The sequence below is a fragment of the Candidatus Limimorpha sp. genome, assembly GCF_056203535.1.
On record NZ_JBADWU010000054.1, the window covers coordinates 15,752 to 33,206 of the forward strand.

18 protein-coding genes are annotated in these 17,455 nt (G+C 44.8%); 14 read left to right on the forward strand and 4 right to left on the reverse strand.

Annotated elements, in window-relative coordinates; genetic code table 11:
- Positions 1-45: 45 nt before the first annotated feature.
- Positions 46-1,332 (forward strand): bifunctional folylpolyglutamate synthase/dihydrofolate synthase, encoded by a 1,287-nt coding sequence (locus tag AC06MN_RS06270; protein ID WP_475671498.1) that lies wholly within the window; start codon positions 46-48, stop codon positions 1,330-1,332.
- Between the two features lie 512 nt (positions 1,333-1,844).
- Positions 1,845-3,062, forward strand: a complete 1,218-nt coding sequence (gene pepT, locus AC06MN_RS06275; protein WP_475671499.1) for a peptidase T — start codon at positions 1,845-1,847, stop codon at positions 3,060-3,062.
- Positions 3,063-3,116: 54 nt separating this feature from the next.
- Here pepT and AC06MN_RS06280 read toward each other — a convergent pair whose 3' ends face one another.
- Both AC06MN_RS06280 and AC06MN_RS06285 read right to left on the reverse strand, forming a co-directional pair.
- Positions 3,117-4,700, reverse strand: coding sequence for an ArnT family glycosyltransferase (locus AC06MN_RS06280; protein WP_475671500.1), 1,584 nt, complete (start codon positions 4,698-4,700; stop codon positions 3,117-3,119).
- Positions 4,701-4,714: 14 nt separating this feature from the next.
- Entirely contained in the window at positions 4,715-5,977 is a 1,263-nt protein-coding gene (locus AC06MN_RS06285) for a CehA/McbA family metallohydrolase domain-containing protein (RefSeq protein ID WP_475671501.1), read from the reverse strand.
- Positions 5,978-6,177: 200 nt separating this feature from the next.
- Between AC06MN_RS06285 and AC06MN_RS06290 the strand changes: the two genes are divergently transcribed.
- From AC06MN_RS06290 to AC06MN_RS06335, 10 genes are all read left to right on the forward strand, one after another.
- Entirely contained in the window at positions 6,178-7,533 is a 1,356-nt protein-coding gene (locus tag AC06MN_RS06290; RefSeq protein ID WP_475671502.1) for an ATP-binding protein, read from the forward strand.
- Between the two features lie 117 nt (positions 7,534-7,650).
- A complete protein-coding gene (gene sufB, locus AC06MN_RS06295; RefSeq protein WP_475671503.1) occupies positions 7,651-9,102 on the forward strand; it encodes a Fe-S cluster assembly protein SufB in 1,452 nt (483 codons plus the stop codon).
- Positions 9,103-9,194: 92 nt separating this feature from the next.
- Complete coding sequence (gene sufC, locus AC06MN_RS06300; protein ID WP_475671578.1) at positions 9,195-9,938, forward strand: Fe-S cluster assembly ATPase SufC; 744 nt, start codon at positions 9,195-9,197, stop codon at positions 9,936-9,938.
- A gap of 1 nt (position 9,939) precedes the next feature.
- A complete protein-coding gene (gene sufD / locus AC06MN_RS06305) occupies positions 9,940-10,764 on the forward strand; it encodes a Fe-S cluster assembly protein SufD (protein ID WP_475671504.1) in 825 nt (274 codons plus the stop codon).
- Between the two features lie 145 nt (positions 10,765-10,909).
- Positions 10,910-12,127 (forward strand): aminotransferase class V-fold PLP-dependent enzyme, encoded by a 1,218-nt coding sequence (locus AC06MN_RS06310; protein ID WP_475671579.1) that lies wholly within the window; start codon positions 10,910-10,912, stop codon positions 12,125-12,127.
- Positions 12,128-12,180: 53 nt separating this feature from the next.
- On the forward strand, positions 12,181-12,414 hold the full coding sequence (locus tag AC06MN_RS06315) for a hypothetical protein (protein ID WP_475671505.1): 234 nt from the start codon (positions 12,181-12,183) through the stop codon (positions 12,412-12,414).
- 112 nt (positions 12,415-12,526) lie between these two features.
- A complete protein-coding gene (locus tag AC06MN_RS06320) occupies positions 12,527-12,679 on the forward strand; it encodes a hypothetical protein (protein WP_475671506.1) in 153 nt (50 codons plus the stop codon).
- Positions 12,666-12,974: a hypothetical protein gene (locus tag AC06MN_RS06325; protein WP_475671507.1), complete on the forward strand. Its 309-nt coding sequence runs from the start codon at positions 12,666-12,668 to the stop codon at positions 12,972-12,974. The genes AC06MN_RS06320 and AC06MN_RS06325 overlap by 14 nt, the downstream gene beginning before the upstream one ends.
- 94 nt (positions 12,975-13,068) lie before the next feature.
- On the forward strand, positions 13,069-13,497 hold the full coding sequence (locus tag AC06MN_RS06330) for a SufE family protein (RefSeq protein ID WP_475671508.1): 429 nt from the start codon (positions 13,069-13,071) through the stop codon (positions 13,495-13,497).
- A gap of 158 nt (positions 13,498-13,655) precedes the next feature.
- On the forward strand, positions 13,656-14,015 hold the full coding sequence (locus tag AC06MN_RS06335; protein WP_475671509.1) for an iron-sulfur cluster assembly protein: 360 nt from the start codon (positions 13,656-13,658) through the stop codon (positions 14,013-14,015).
- Positions 14,016-14,117: 102 nt separating this feature from the next.
- On the opposite strand, the gene AC06MN_RS06340 is transcribed toward AC06MN_RS06335, so the two are convergent.
- Together AC06MN_RS06340 and AC06MN_RS06345 are read right to left on the reverse strand one after the other, a co-directional pair.
- Positions 14,118-14,342, reverse strand: coding sequence for a helix-turn-helix domain-containing protein (locus AC06MN_RS06340; protein ID WP_475671510.1), 225 nt, complete (start codon positions 14,340-14,342; stop codon positions 14,118-14,120).
- Between the two features lie 383 nt (positions 14,343-14,725).
- Positions 14,726-15,391, reverse strand: a complete 666-nt coding sequence (locus tag AC06MN_RS06345; protein ID WP_475671511.1) for a protein-L-isoaspartate(D-aspartate) O-methyltransferase — start codon at positions 15,389-15,391, stop codon at positions 14,726-14,728.
- Positions 15,392-15,463: 72 nt separating this feature from the next.
- On the opposite strand from AC06MN_RS06345, the gene AC06MN_RS06350 reads away from it, so the two are divergent.
- The gene (locus tag AC06MN_RS06350) at positions 15,464-16,450 is read left to right on the forward strand and encodes a Gfo/Idh/MocA family protein (RefSeq protein ID WP_475671512.1); all 987 of its coding nucleotides are present in this window, start codon (positions 15,464-15,466) and stop codon (positions 16,448-16,450) included.
- Between the two features lie 57 nt (positions 16,451-16,507).
- Positions 16,508-17,455 carry a hypothetical protein gene (locus AC06MN_RS06355; RefSeq protein ID WP_475671513.1) on the forward strand — a complete coding sequence of 316 codons (948 nt, stop codon included), beginning with the start codon at positions 16,508-16,510 and terminating at the stop codon, positions 17,453-17,455.

A 17,455-nucleotide genomic window follows, 5' to 3' on the forward strand; every position in this document is an offset into this window, starting at 1 on the left:
AGTAAAACGAGAAAAATTTCAGAAAATACAAATTCAACATATCACATGAACTACACAGAAACACTTGACTGGATGTTCAACAAACTTCCAATGTATCAACGAATTGGAGGTGCTGCTTACAAAGCCGATTTAAACAACACCATACAGTTACTCGACCTATTAGACAACCCGCACCGGAAATTCAAGTCGGTCCACGTTGCCGGCACCAATGGAAAAGGCTCGACCTCGCACATGCTGGCTTCCGTATTTCAGGAAGCAGGCTACAAGACTGGGCTTTACACTTCACCACATTTGCGCGATTTCCGCGAACGCATCCGCATCAACGGCGAGATGATTCCAGAAGACAAAGTCGTCAGTTTCATCGAGGCACACAAGGATGAATTTAAGAAAATGGAACTCTCGTTCTTCGAAATGGCCGTCGGCATGGCCTTCGATTATTTCGCCAAGGAACAAGTCGACATCGCCATCGTGGAAGTGGGTATGGGCGGCAGGCTCGACTCCACCAACCTCATCACGCCCGAAGTCAGCGTCATCACCAACATCGGCCTCGACCACGTGAAGTTTTTGGGCGATACTATGGAAAAGATTGCAGGTGAAAAGGCAGGCATCATCAAGCCTAACATTCCCGTGGTGATTGGCGAGACCCAGCCCGAGACGCATCAGGTGTTCAAAGACAAAGCCCGCGAGTGCAGCAGCCCTATCTATTTCGCTGACCAGATTTTCGACTGCGACAAGATTCACATCGAATCGAACAAGGTCCAGAAATTCGACCTTTGGAAAAACAGCGAGCTTTATCTTGAAGCCATCGAAATACCGCTTAAGGGCAACTACCAGCAGAAAAACCTCACCACCGTCATCTGCGCCTTGGATTTGCTGCGCAAGAAATTCAGCATTTCCGACGGCGACATCCGCGAAGGCATTGCCAAGGTGATTCACAACACCCACCTCATGGGCCGCTGGCAGATTCTCGGCAACGACCCGCTCACCATCGCCGACACAGGTCACAACGTAGCGGGCATCACCGAAGTCGTGCGCCAATTGGCTGAAATGCATTACGAAAAGCTGCATTTCGTCATCGGCATGGTCAACGACAAGGACATTGATCACGTTTTGCAACTTCTGCCTCGCAACTGCGAATATTATTTCTGCAAGGCCGACATACCAAGAGGTCTGGACGCCAACATTTTGGCCGAAAAAGCCTTCTCCTACGGCTTGCGCGGACAGGTCTACGAATCGGTGAGCCACGCCTACCGTTCGGCAGTCAATGCCGCCCATTTCGACGATGTGGTTTTCGTCGGCGGCAGCAATTTCACCGTTGCAGAAGTGGTATGAAAGAGGCTGATGTTTATATCTTTTAATCCCTGTCAGGGGTTTCCTTTCTCCTACGACATCCAGTCGACCCCTGACAAGGATAAGACGCGGGAAAAACCTACAATTAGGATAAATAATGCTTAAAAAACAAGTTGTAACACATTTCAACGTTAGCAATTGTTTTCTTGTCAAACGCAAATTGCCACAAATTTAAAATTAAAAAATTAATGTGAATTAAATGATATACATATAATTACATACTTTACTAATTTATGATTCATTTACGATAATTTGTGTTTGCCGAAGCAAAAAAGCAGTTATTATCGTTATAGGTTATTTTTTAATTCTCACTAAGTAGGTGAGCAAAAAATTTAGTTTACAACTCAGCAACATGATTTGCTGCCCATTGACACCTTTTTTAAGGGAGTGACGGTGTCGAAATGAGAAAACTCATTTTGCAGCATAATTTTGATTTGAAAAATTGCGTTTTCATTTAAAACCCGTATTTTTGTGCCAACAAATTCAAAATCATCATGGAAAATTTATTAGACAAATTTCTGAGATATGTCTCCGTTGAGACGACCTCCGACGAAAACTCCGAAACACAGCCCAGTACCATGCGCCAGTTCGACTTGCTCCGCATGTTGCGCGACGAATTGCAAGCCTTGGGCATCAAGGCTGACCTTGACGAATATGGCTATGTGATGGCTACCATTCCATCGAACTCCGAAAAGGAAATTCCGGCCATCAGTTTCATCGCCCATGTCGACACGTCACCTGACGCTTCGGGAGCCAACATTAAACCGCAGATTGTGAAGAATTACGATGGTGGCGACATCGTCCTGAATGCCGAAAAGAACATCGTTCTCCGCGTTGCCGAATTTCCTGAAATGCAGCAATATAAAGGCCAGACGATGATTACCACCGACGGCACGACTTTGCTCGGTGCCGACGACAAGGCCGGCGTGGCCGAAATCATGTTTGCCGCACAATACATGATGGAGCATCCGGAATTCAAGCATGGCGAAATCAAGATTGGTTTCACACCTGACGAGGAAATCGGACGCGGTGTGGCCAAGTTCGATGTCCAGAAATTCGGCGCCAAATATGCCTATACGATGGATGGTGGCGAAATCGGCGAACTGGAATACGAGAACTTCAATGCCGCAGCCGCCAAGATTCATGTCCAAGGCAGCAACATCCACCCAGGCTATGGCAAGGACAAGATGGTCAACTCGATGCTGATTGCCATGGAACTCAACGCCATGTTGCCCGTCGAGCAACGTCCGCGTTACACGCAAGGCTATGAAGGTTTCTTCCATTTGACCGAAATCAACGGAACGGTTGAAGAAACCACGATGTCGTACATCATCCGCGACCACGACAGGACAAAATTCGAGGAAAAGAAAGCCCTCATCACTTCAATCGCTGAATTTCTGAATAAGAAATACGGCGATGTCGTGAAACTCGAACTGAAGCATCAGTATTACAATATGCGTCAGGAAGTTGAGCCTCACTTCTTCATCGTTGAGCGTGCCATCAAGGCCATCGAAATGGCTGGCATTAAGCCGAAAGTCCAGCCGATTCGTGGCGGCACCGATGGCGCCAACCTTTCGTTCATGGGTTTGCCTTGCCCAAACATTTTTGCCGGCGGTCACAATTTCCACGGTAAGTTGGAATATGTGCCGTTGGAAAGCATGGAAAAGGCTTCGGAAGTGATTCTGAACATCATCAGGCTGTTTGCTGAATAAGCTGTTTTTCAGAATATTGATAATGAGAGGTTTGCATTGCAGACCTCTCATTATTTATTTGAGTCCGTTTTCCGCTTTCATCTCGTCCAAACCTTTTGGGCAATACAGAAGATTTTCGCATTTGAAAACGAAAAAGTTCTTTGCGGTTTTTCCGCAGCGTTCAATGGGAATAACGCCAAGCAGTTCCGTTTTTTCAAAATTTCCCCATTGGTAGATTTCTGCTGGGTCTTTATAATAGCGTGAATCAGAAAGGAACCAGAAACTTTCGCCAACTTCAAAGCCGCCGCGTATGTCGTTTATCCATAGGTATTTATGAATGCCTTCGGGTGTACCCATGCCGAATACTTCCATGCCTAATGGACGTACTACATAATAGTCTAAATTGGCAGCCGGAAACCATTCGCTTGCCACAATCTGGTCGTCTTCAGCCATGATGCCTTCGGCGATTTTCTCTTGTCGGAAAGCCGCGAATTTTTCGCCTAATTGCCGCCAGCCGTACATATCGATGGTAAAATCGTCCCTTCCAATCTTGAGTTCTTCCGTGTGCTTGTCCAAAGGAATGAAACCGGTTTTTATTTCCAAGGAACCGATGATGGCAACGCAAGCCACAACGATAACGGCTGCTTTTATGGATTTCGGAAAGCCGTTTTTTTCTATGTTTTCATCTCGCAAGTAACACGAAATGAGTAAAATGAGCAAAACGTAGGCGGGTGCGCTCCAATGCGGCAAAGTGGCTCTTGTCAGGGCGAAAAACCAAAACAGGAATATCATTGGCAGTGTGGTGAGCAGAAGCAAGCGTTTTGTGGATTTGTCAATGTTTATCTTTTTCTTAATCAGTGCAATGATTGCAATGATGGTCAGGACGAAATTCACGGGATTGTTGTAGAAAAATTCGCCGGCAAGTTCAGTACCTATATAATTAAAGGTGGGTTTTGCAAAAAGGCTGACCCTGTCGCTGTGAAAACTGAAACTGATGAAATCGTTTTGGTAATTCCAGTATAATATTGGGAAACAGCATATTGCGGTAATGAAAATCGAAAGATACAAAATGGGATTTTTCAGTTGTTTTCTGTCAAAAAGCAGAATGTAAAGTCCGGCACCGACCCAAAGGAATGCGCCTGTGTATTTCGATAAAATGCAAAGTCCGCAAAATAGTCCTGCTATCATAAGATACAGGTTTTTAGGCTTTTCGGCAGTAAAATATTTGGTAAACATCCAGAAACCCAAGAGCCAGAAAAGGCTCATCGGCGTGTCAGGCATGATGAAAACGCCCGTGATGACAAAAGCATAAATGGAGGCAGTGTACAAGAAAGCGGCATATAGTCCGGCTTGTGCATCTTTTATTTCTTTCGCAATGCGGAAAATGATATAGGTGTTGGCCGTCATGAAAATCACAGAGGAAAGGCGGATGAAAAACTCGCTGTCGAACAGCAGGTTAAGGCTGAACAATTGTATCATCCAGCCCACCATGCCCGGATGGTCGAAATGGCTCCAGTCAGGAAATTTGGCGTAGGTCCAATAATAGACTTCGTCGTTGCCGAATTCAAGCCAAGCTGCCAGAAAGCCTCGTAGCAAGGCACTGATAATGAGCAGCCAAAAAAGTGTCTTGTTGATGCGTTGTTCGTCGTATTGTTTCATGGTGAGATTTTTGCCTATCTGTTTGTTGAATCAGTGTTTTGTCGGGTTGCTGTCGTTTTCTTAGCTTTCATTTTTCCGATGGCGTATCTGATGATAATAATCAGAACGACAGCGTAAACCAGATAATAAAGTGTGGTCAGTACCACGTTGACCGAATCGAGACGCGTGTCGATGATGATTGAGGAAAAATGCCGCGTGACGGGATTCAGATAGATGTGCTGATAGTCGTTGAGGTCGATGCGTGTCCTGACATAGGTGTCTTCGGGTTGGATGACATAAAAAGCCGTCTTGACATTTTCCTGCGTTTTGAGCGTCTTCCCGTCCTGACCGATGAAAGCCACAGCCTTGACCAAATCAGCCGATGTTTCAACAAATAATGTGTCGCCCGACAGTTTCGCCATTTTCAGATAAGCCGCCGACCGCAAATCTTTCGACATGATTTCGAAAGGCAAATGATAATAATATTCGTTGTCGCATTTCAGGACGTAGGATTGGCCTTTTTCAAGTGCATCACAAACGGTTTCCTCTTTCATGTCGGGCACGTTGATGACCGTAATGTTTCGCGCAACTTCATGCGGATTCAGCACGTTGTGCGTGTCGTCGCTGCCGATGCCGTAAACGCGGTGACCGTTTGACAAGGCAACGTCCCAATGTTCGATGGCAATTCCGTAAGGATTCAGGATTTCGAGCAACCGGTAATTGCTCAGATAAGCCATTTCCTTCGGCTTGTAAGCATCGGTGAACGAAGCATGGGCGGGGATGACGAACCGCGAATGTTCGCCTAACTTGTTGATTACATGCTGTTTTATATTAAGGTTCTGCACAAAAGGATAATCGATTTTCCAGACTTTTTCTGCCCCTATGCAAAGTTGATGGGTTTTGCGAAACAATCCGTAACCATGTTCGTAGGCTGGTATAAAATCCTCTTTTTCAGCATTATGCCGGTTGATGCTCATGTAATCGGAGATGCCATAATGGTCGTAGCCCATAAACTGATAGATGCTGTCAATGACAGGCTCTTTGCTTTGCCGTCCGTCAGTCAAGCCGAAAAATCTCCGCGAATGGCAGTGAAAATTGTATTTCTTCCATTGGTCTGGATTGATGTCTTGATAAGGATTGTAAAGATATTCGCCGGAAAAAGGGCGAGGTTCGTTGAAAGTATAAATCGGAGTGGAGAGGTAAATGCCCAAAAACAGCATCATTAAAGCGATGCCAATGTAGGCCATCATTCGGCCCAAACGAGACCAAAAGCTTTTTTTACGATTCTTTTTTTGCATAAAATCCATTATTCTTCTGCAAAAGTAGTAGAATTTCTGTAAACTCAAAACTGAAAGTGGAATTTTAAGCCACAAGCTTTGCTATAAAAACAACTAATACATGCGCACTATCGGATTTTACAGCATTTGTTTACATGCGCACTATCGGAAAAATATATATCTTTGCACCTGCGTACTATCGGAAATATAATTGTAAAATAATGATATTCAAAAGAAAAGCATATCAAAAGTTCTTGGAATGGAAAAGAACTGGCGGACAGAAGGCTTTGCTCATCGAAGGAGCGAGGCGAATTGGCAAGTCAACCATCGTTGAAGAATTCGCTAAAAACGAGTACAAAACATACATTCTCATCGATTTCGCAGAAGCTCGCGATGCCGTAAAAGAGGCCTTTGAGCATAATCTCAACGATCTTGACACTTTTTTTATGCTCATTTCCAGTGAGTTCAAGGTGAAGTTGTACGAAAGGGAGTCGCTTATCATTTTTGATGAAGTTCAGAAGTATCCGCGTGCGCGTGAAGCGGTGAAGTATTTGGTTAAGGATGGCCGCTACGATTATATCGAAACTGGTTCGTTGATTTCCATCCATGAGAATGTCGCCGGCATTGTGATTCCTTCGGAAGAGCGTTGCGTAAGGATGTATCCGCTTGATTTTGAGGAATTCTGTTGGGCTTTCGGTGAAGAACAACTCGTTGATTACATTAAATTGTGCTTCGAGAAGAAGCGCCCTTTGACCGCCGATTTGCACCGAAAGGCCATGTTGCTTTTCCGCCAATACATGATTGTTGGAGGAATGCCCAAGCCATTGTCAGCCTATTTGGACAACGGCAGGGATTTCACTGCGTGCGATGAAGAAAAGCGTGACATTTTGCGGCTTTATCGGGAGGACATTATGAAAATCGGGAACCAATACCGCTCGAAGGTGCTGGCCATCTATGATCAGATTCCCGGATTGCTTTCAAAACATGAAAAAAGGGTGGTTTTCAATAAGATAGTGAAAGGTTCCGACATAATGCAATACGAAGATACTTTCTTCTGGATTGCCGATTCGATGATGGCTAACGTGTGTTTCAATTGTTCCGATCCTAATGTTGGGCTTTCCATCAACGAGGATCGCACCTATGTAAAATGCTATATGGGCGATACGGGACTTTTGGTCAGCCATGCTTTCAGCGAAAACGATGTTTCCGATGGCGAACTGTACCGTGAAATCCTGCATGGAAAGTTGTCGCTCAACGAAGGGATGTTGTACGGAAATGTCATTGCGCAAATGTTGGTCGCGGCTGGACACAAGTTGTATTTCTACACTCGCTACAACGAAACAAAGCACCGCAACGACATTGAAATTGACTTTCTCCTTCCGAACAACAGCAGACTGAAATACAGGTTTTTTCTTATCGAGGTAAAGTCAACGGAGAATTATTCGACCACTTCATTAGAGCGATTCACGGAGAAATTCCATGAGCGTGTGGAAGATAGTTTTGTCATTCATCCAAAGAACTTTTTGCAGCGTGAAAACGTTATATGTCTGCCGCCTTATATGACGTTTTGCTTGTAGAGGTATACCAGTGTGCACTTGATTTGTGTTGCTGAAAAAAAGTCACCTAATGGCGTCTGCACTGCTTTATTTCGTATCTTTGCCGCCTAATTTAAAATCTTTCTTAATTAAGACATTATGGAGTCAAATCCAAAAGATAATATCATTACCGAGGTCACGAACAAGGACTATGAATTTGGTTTTGTGACTGATATTGAGACCGATTTCGTCCCGAAAGGTCTGAACGAGGACATCGTCCGGCTGATTTCGGCGAAAAAGGAAGAACCGGAATGGCTGTTGGAATTCCGCCTGAAAGCATTCCGCCATTGGCAAACCCTGAAGCAGCCCAATTGGGGTCATTTGGATTTGCCCGAAATTGATTATCAGGACATTATATATTATGCCGCTCCACGCAAACGCAAGGAAAAGCAGAGTCTCGATGAAGTTGACCCTGAATTGCTGGCCACTTTCGATAAGTTGGGCATTTCGCTGGACGAGCAGAAAAAGCTTTCGGGCGTGGCTGTCGATGCCGTTATGGACAGCACTTCGGTGAAGACCACATTCCAGGAAACCTTGTCGAAGCATGGTGTCATTTTCATGTCGTTCAGCGAGGCCGTCAAGCAGCATCCTGATTTGGTGAAGAAATATCTTGGCAAGGTCGTACCTTACACCGACAATTTCTTTGCCGCCTTGAACTCTGCCGTTTTCAGCGATGGTTCGTTCTGCTATATTCCTAAAGGTGTGCATTGCCCGTTGGAACTTTCCACTTATTTCCGCATCAATGCGGCCAATACGGGTCAGTTTGAGCGCACGCTGATTGTCGCTGACGAAGGCGCATACGTGAGTTATATGGAAGGTTGTACGGCTCCGCAACGCGATGAAAACCAGCTTCATGCTGCTATCGTAGAAATCATTGCCGAGACCGATGCCGAAGTGAAATATTCCACCGTGCAGAACTGGTATCCGGGCGATAAGAACGGCAAGGGTGGTGTCTACAATCTGGTCACGAAGCGCGGACTTTGCCGTGGCGACCGTTCTAAGATTTCGTGGACTCAGGTCGAGACGGGTTCTGCCATCACTTGGAAATATCCGGGTTGCGTGCTGATGGGCGACAATTCAATCGGTGAGTTCTATTCGGTTGCCGTGACCAACAATTATCAGCAGGCCGATACGGGCACCAAGATGATTCATTTGGGCAAAAACACGCGCAGCACGATTATTTCAAAAGGCATTTCGGCAGGCTACAGCCAGAACAGCTACCGCGGTTTGGTGAAAGTGGCGCCAAAGGCCGTCAACTCACGCAATTATTCCCAATGCGATTCCTTGCTTTTGGGCGATAAATGCGGTGCGCACACTTGGCCATACGTGCAGTGCGGCAACGATTCCAGCATTTTGGAACACGAGGCTACGACTTCGAAGATTTCGGAAGACCAGCTTTTCTATTGCCAGCAGCGTGGCATTCCGACGGAGAAGGCAATCAGCCTCATTGTCAATGGTTATGCAAAGGATGTGCTGAACAAATTGCCGATGGAATTTGCTGTCGAAGCACAGAAACTGCTGTCGATTACTTTGGAGGGTAGCGTCGGATAAAATCAAATCGCAAATCTTTGAATCTTTAAATTTTAAATGTTGAATTTTTAAATTTTTAATTCATTAAATCTTGAAATAAATCCACATATATGTTGCTGAATATCAAAAATCTGCATGTCTCAGTAGGGGGCAAGGAAATATTAAAAGGACTGAATTTAGGCGTCAACGAAGGCGAAGTCCATGCCATCATGGGCCCTAACGGAACGGGCAAGAGCACTTTGGCGGCTGCCATCACGGGCCGTGAAGGTTACGAAATCACTGAAGGCGAAATTTGGTACAAGGGTAAAAACATCGTCGGCATGGCTCCTGACGAGCGTGCCAATATGGGCATTTTCCTGAGTTTTCAGTATCCGGTTGAGATTCCGGGCGTGAGCATTCAGAATTTCATGCGCACTGCCGTCAACGCAAAGCGCGAATACAACGGTCAGCCGGCCTTGTCGACCATGGAATTCATGAAGATGATGAAGGAAAAGCAGGCCATGGTTGAAATCACCGAAAAGCTGCAAAACCGTTTTGTCAACGTAGGTTTTTCGGGTGGCGAAAAGAAGAAGAACGAAATCTTCCAGATGGCCATGTTAGAGCCAAGTCTCGCCATTCTTGACGAAACCGATTCAGGTCTCGATATTGATGCCTTGCGCATTGTGGCTAATGGTGTCAATCAGTTGCATCGTCCTGATAATGCGTTTGTCGTCATTACTCACTATCAGCGGTTGCTCGATTACATCGTGCCTGATTTCGTGCATGTCATGTATGATGGCCGGGTTGTCAAGTCGGGCGGCAAAAACCTCGCTCTCGAGCTGGAAGAGAAAGGCTACGAATGGTTAAAGGATCAGTAAGATGGAAAGCAGGACTGTAATAGAAAAAGGTCAGAAACTGCAGGTTGTCGAATACGATGACAAGGAGCATTTTGCAGGCAACAAGGATTACGAAATTGTCGTCGGCGAAAATGCTTCCTTCGAAATGTATCGCATACAGAACCTCGATGACGATGCTGCCCTGACCCAGAATTTCAATATCAAGCAATTGAGAGACAGCCGTGTGCATATCGTGGTCATTTCTTTCAATGGCGGCGATTTGCGCAACAACATCACCATCAACATTGATGGCGAGGGCTGCGAAACGAATGTCTACGGCCTTTATCTGACCGATAGGAAGCAGCATGTTGAGAATAATCTGAAAGTCAATCACAATGTGCCGCATTGCTCAAGTTTCACCAAGTTCAAGGGCATTGTCGATGATGAGGCTTCGGCTGTTTTCAATGGTCATGTTTATGTCGCGAAAGATGCGCAAAAGACCGATGCCCAGCAAAACAACAGCAATATCATCCTCACTTCGACGGCAAAAATCAATTCTCAGCCTTTCCTGGAGATTTATGCCGACGACGTGAAATGCTCGCACGGCACATCGACGGGCCAATTGGACCAAGAAGCCATGTTCTACATGCAGCAGCGTGGCATCAGCAAGAAAGATGCAAGAATGTTGCTGATGTATGCATTTGCCGCTGAAATCAGCAACCATATCGCCATTGAGGATTTGCGCATTCACATTGATGACATGATTAAGCGTCGTTTGCGTGGCGAATTGTCGAGTTGCGAAAATTGTATCTTGCGTTGCAGCCACCCGAAAGAATATAATTTCGACATTGATTATTCAAAAATATAGTCAGAAGGCTATTGGCCATTGGCTATTAGCTGCTGGCTTGATGATACATTCTATAAAGGAAAAGTTTGCCAGAAGCCAAAGGCCAAAAGCCAGAAGCGACATTCTATGTCAAATAATTAAGAAGATGCCAACTAACAAATCAATTATGTTTGATGTTCAATCCATCCGTCAGCAGTTTCCCGTCCTGAACCAGCAGGTCTACGGCAAGCCATTGGTGTATTTCGACAATGCAGCCACCACGCAGAAGCCGCTTTGCGTCATCGAACGCGAGCGCGACTATTACCTGAATGAAAACTGCAATATTCACCGTGGCGTGCATTATCTGAGCCAAAAGGCGACTGAGGCTTACGAAAACGCCCGCATCACTGTGGCTAGGTTCATCAATGCGCCCGAAGCGCACGAAATTGTTTTCACAAGGGGAACGACCGAATCGCTGAACCTTTTGGCGACTTCGTTTGAACATCTGTTCATCGAAGAAGGCGACAAGGTGATGGTTACCGCTATGGAACATCATTCCAACCTTGTGCCTTGGCAGCAGATGATCCAGCGGCATCATGGCGAACTGTTGGTTGTCCCGATGGACGAAAATGGTGTCCTGGATTTGAACGCTTATCAGGATTTGCTGAAAAAGCAGCCGAAAGTCGTTTCCATTGCGCACATTTCCAATACTTTGGGAACCATCAATCCGGTGAAGGAAATGATTGCCATGGCGCATCAATACGGTATCCCGGTTGTGATTGACGGTGCGCAGTCGATGGCGCATCTGCCCATTGATGTGCAGGACATGGATTGCGATTTCTATGTCTTTTCGGGTCATAAGATGTATGCGCCTATGGGCATTGGCGGCTTGTATGGCAAGGCCGAATGGCTTGAAAAGATGCCGCCTTATCAGTTCGGTGGCGAGATGGTCGATACGGTGAGTTTTGAAAAGACCACTTTCAACAAATTGCCTTTCAAATTCGAGGCTGGTACACCAAATGTCGGTGCGGCATTGGGACTTGAAACGGCAGTGAAATTCATTGAAGGCATGGATAGGAAAGCCGTTGCCGAACACGAGGATTTGCTTTTGAAGACGGCTGTTGAAAGGCTTGCGCAAATTGAAGGCATGCGTTTCATCGGTCAGGCACCACATCGCAGCGGACTGGTTTCGTTTGTCATCGATGGCATTCATCCTTACGATTTGGGAACGATTGTCGACAAGATGGGCGTTGCCGTGCGCACGGGCCATCATTGCGCCGAGCCGGTGATGACTTATTTCGGTATTCCGGGCACGGGGAGGGCTTCGTTTGCCATGTATAACACGATTGAAGAAGTTGAAGTTTTTGTAAAGGCAGTTGAAAGGGCTGCAAATATGTTGCGGTAATCGCATTTCAAATATTTGTTTATTTTTGCACCTGAAAAGAAATAACTTGAAAAATGAATGCTGTATTATCAAATGTTATGAATCCGGCGCAAATGATGATTATCAATTCGTTCGCGTCAGCAACATCGCAGAAGGAATTGGATGAATTGCGCGATTTGCTGTTGGATTATTATAATCAGAAACTTCAGGAAGAATTGCAACGCCTTTGGGCGGACGGTACACTCGACCAAAAAAGGCTCGACGAATTGAAGGAAGAACATTTCCGCACACCATATCAAGACCAATGATTGAGAGAATTGTCATCGATAGCAATGCGCTGATTCATTAAAGACGAAAATACATATTTTCCCATATAGTTCCATATTATTGTTTATTTTTGCCGAATCAATATCACGATATATGCAAGTTCAACCAGATATTTCAAGCAAAACCTCTATGGGCGTTCCTGTCGTGACGGATGAAATTGTCGGTATGCCAGACGATTGTGTATCCGTTGAAAGTTTCTTTTCAACCTTGCGTCAAGCAGTGAAAGATCACTATGATAATTTATAAAGTCGTTGTTAAAAAAGAAGTCTTTAATGACCTTTCGGTCATCAATGATTTCATTGTGACAGTTGTTTCTGTTGATGCGGCAATGAAATATGTGGATGCATTGGAACAAGAGATTTATTCTCTCGCATATTTGGCTCCATGCATCGCTTTGACAACAAGCCGAACTGCTAAAAAATACCATCCTCAGGCTCGTAAGGTTGTGACACATAACAGGAAATGGACAATCATATTCCATATTGAAGGTTCTTTTGCAGTTGTGGACAAAATTCTTCCAGCCAAGATGATGATTTCTTGAGCCGAATTTGAACATCATGGATATTTTTGAAGAATATAGTTGCGCATAGTTTGATAATGTTTTAGAATAAGCCATAAACTGATTTTATAGAATAATGACTATCAAAGAAATACAAGATTCCATTGTGGAGGATTTCTCCATGTTCGACGATTGGATGGACCGTTACGCCATGCTAATCGAAATGGGCAAGGAATGCCCGATTATCGACGACCAATACCGTGATGAAAAGCACCTTATCAATGGCTGCCAGTCGCGCGTGTGGCTGAGCGCCGAATTGAAAGATGGCAAAATTTATTTTGCTGCCGATAGCGATGCCGTCATAACCAAAGGCATTATCTATCTGTTGATTAAGGTGTTTTCGGGACAAACGCCAAGCGACATCCTCGCTGCCGACATGTCGTTTTTGGACGAAATCGGCCTGAAGGAACATTTGTCGCCGACACGTTCCAACGGCTTGCTCTCGATGGTGAAACAAATGATGCTTTACGCAGAGGCGTTCAGGGAATTAGGAGTGAGGAGTTAGGAATTAGGAGCAGGGACGCAGCGCGTGTGCCCGTCTGTAGAGACGCGATTTATCGCGTCTAATACGCAAAAAATTAAATGTAAAACCAACGCCCTGAAAGGGCAGCATAAAAAAACTAAAGGCAAAGTGAGCTTGCGAACGTCACCTTTAGGAAAATGATGACAGAAGAAGAAAAAACACAATTAAAGGAAACCGTTATATCGGTTTTGAAAACCATCTACGACCCGGAAATTCCGGTCGATATCTGGACCTTGCATCTGGTCTACGGCCTCGATGTTGATGCCGAAGGCAATGTGAAAATCGTGATGACCGTCACGGCGCCAAACTGTCCGGTTGCCGAGGTCTTGCCGAATGCCGTGAAAGAACGTGTGGCGGCCATTGTTGGCGTGAAGGATGTGGATGTCGAGCTGACCTTCGAGCCGGCCTGGAGCATTGACATGCTTTCCGAAGAGGCCAAGGCCGAACTGGGCTTGGATGGCGATTACGGAAGCTTCACCACTCAGGATTTCATGTATTGATATTTCCTGCTACAAACGAAAAAAGCCGCATGTTACTGCGGCTTTTTTCGTTGTGTAGTTAAGTCAGTTCTATAGTATATATAAATTGCAGTAAAGCCTTTTTTATCTTGATCTTCTTCCATCGCCGAAATATTCGCTCAGGAAGTCGTGTCCCAAGACTTCGGATATTTTGATGAGCAAATCGGTATCGATGCTTTTTCTCTTGAACAACTTGTAAACGTTCGATCTTTCGTAACAAATCTGTTTAGCAAACCAAGAAACGTTTCTTCCCTGGTCTTTCATCACTTGTTGGATTCTGCTTCCAATGTGGAGATCTTTGAAATTCATTTTTATGTTTTTATAATTGTTGATACAAAAATACATCAACAACGTGTTTCCCTCAAAGAAAAAACGAAATAAAACATTCAAAGAAAATCAAAGTTTTTAATGTTATTGAATTGAAATATAATTAAATACAAATACCAAATCTAACATTGGTGGATGGCTGCCACCAATGCCCTTCAATGCGAAAGAAATCAAACCCATTCAATTCGTCAAATCGGGAACTCCTTTTTTAAGTAACTATTCAAAATTAAACTACATTATAAAGGACACGGGATTTCGAGCCTGCGAGGCTTCGGGATGCCGGAATGCCTCGTAATCTCGCATTCCCGCGACCTCGATGCCTCGTTTTCAATATGTATACTAATTTTAATCACCTACTTATTTAATTAATCTTTCCCTTTCCCCTTCAGCATGGGCACAAACTTAAAGCCGCCGAATTCTTCCTGTTTCAGGCTGCCGTCTGCCAATTTCGTGATACGTAGCATTTTCTGGCCAATGCCATTTTCATCGTCAATCGGGATGACCATAATGCCATTGGGCTTCAGCTGTTTGATGAGTTCTTCTGGAATTGTCGGTGCGCCAGCCGTGATGATGACGCGATCGAAAGGCGCGTATGAAGCAAATCCCTCATAACCGTCACGCAAAAAAGTCTTCACACGGAATGGAAGCTTCTCTAGCAAATCCTGTGTCTTGTGAAAAAGATTCTTCTGCCGCTCGACGCTAATGACTTTTGCGCCCATGGCCGCCAGCACGCAAGCCTGATAGCCAGACCCTGTGCCAACCTCAAACACTTTCATGCCAGGCTTGATTTCCAAGAGCTGGGTCTGAAAAGCCACAGTATGAGGCTGGGAAATGGTTTGACCGGAACCGATTGGGAAAGCGATGTCCTGATATGCGAGTTCAACAAAAGATGAATCAAGGAAAACATGACGCGGCACTTCGTCGATGGCTTTCAGCACGTTTTCGTCGGTAATGCCTTTTGTGCGCAACAAATCAACAAGTTGTCGGCGCATTCCCTTGTGACGGTAAGTATCTTCAAAATTACTGTTCATTTTCTTGTTTTGCGGTGCGAAAATACGTCAAACCAAACGATAAATAAACTATTTTTGCCAAAATTTTGAATTATGTTGAAAATTGGTGTTTTAGGAGCAGGTCATTTGGGAAAAATCCATATCAACTGCATCAAGCAAATCGAGAATTACGAACTGGTCGGTTTTTACGATCCTATGGAAGAAACGGCACGAAAAGTGGAATCGGAAATGAATGTAAAGTGTTTCGAATCCATTGATTCACTGATTAATGCAGTTGATGTCGTTGACATTGTGACACCTACCATTCAGCATTTCGCTTGTGCATCGAAGGCACTTCAACGCTCAAAGCATGTGTTTATCGAAAAGCCGATTGTGGCGACACCCGAAGAAGCGAATGCGCTGATAAAACTCGCCGATGAGGCCAAGGTTAAAGTGCAGGTTGGTCATGTCGAGCGGTTCAATCCTGCTTTCATTGCGGCCGAACCTTTCATCAAAGCGCCGATGTTCATCGAAGCGCACCGTTTGGCATTGTTCAATCCACGCGGCACGGATGTTCCTGTGGTTCTTGACCTTATGGTTCACGATCTCGACATTTTGCTTTCCATTGTCAAGTCGCCAGTCACACACATCAGCGCAAGCGGCATCAGCATTGTAAGTCCGACGCCCGACATCACCAATGCACGCATCGAATTCGAAAACGGCACTGTCGCCAATCTTACAACAAGCCGAATCTCGATGAAAAACATGCGTAAGACCCGCATTTTCCAACGTGATGCTTACATTACGGTCGATTTCCTTGACAAAGTTTGCGAAATCGTACGCATTCACGATGAAGTCGACACCACAAATCCTTTTGCCATGACCATTGATTTGGCCAACGGCGATGAAAAGCAAATCACAATAGAAAAACCAGAGATTACGCCAATCAACGCCATCAAAACAGAATTGGAAAGTTTTTACAATGCCATCATTCACAACACTTTGCCGGCCGTCACCATCGAAGACGGCGTGAAAGTCCTGAAACTGGCCTACCAAATCCTTGAATCTGTTGACAAATCGATAAAAAAATTCGAAAAATAAGGCTCGCTAAAAGCAATATATTATCCGATACCACGTTTTTCCATAAAGTTTATTGCCATGAGGAAGTCGTTTACCTTTGTTTTGTCTGTTTGTTTCATCATTGCCATTCTCGGCACATCCTGCAAAAAATTCAAGGATGGCCAGAGTATCCCTGCTTACATCCACATCAATTCGATTACCGTGAATCCTAATCAGGATTATCCTACTTTTGGCGCCAATACATCGAACATTACAGACGCTTGGGTTTACATCGACGACCAAATCATTGGCTGTTTCGAATTGCCATCCACATTCCCCGTTTTGAAAAGCGGAAAACACAAGATTAGCGTTTACGCAGGCATAAAAGTCAACGGTATCGGCGCGGCACGCGCTGCCTACACTTTTTACCAGCCTCAAGTCTATGAAAACATTAATTTTGTGGAAGACAGCATAATAAACTTAAATCCAGTGGTCAGTTATTATCCGATTGACCTTATCAAAATGCAATGGAAGGAAGACTTTGAGAGCGGGACTGTCACGCTTTGTGCCATGGACGAAAGCGATGCCCCGATAGATTGCGTTTCGGGAAGCGAGAACCTTGAACTGCCTGATTATCCTCAGTATTCATCTAAATCAGCCAAAATCACGCTTCCAGCCGACTCGCAGCATTTCTATGTTTCCACTTACAATGAGCTGAAAGAATTGCCCACCGACGGAAATCCTTGTTTGCTCGAGCTGGATTACAATTGCAACACACCGTTCACGGTCGGTGTGATTTATTGCAAGAATTATGTCGAGCACGAGGCTCCTTTGGTGACCATTCAAGCCACCGACACCGTCAACGACATACCACAAAACTGGAAAAAAATCTACATTAACATAGGACCAACTTGTGTCGCCTACGAAGATGCCAGTTATTTCAGGATTTACTTTACTTCTCACGTTTACAAGAATGAAGATCAAGAAGTTATTCCGAATCACACTCGCCTCTATTATCTTGACAATCTGAAACTGATTTCGCGTTAA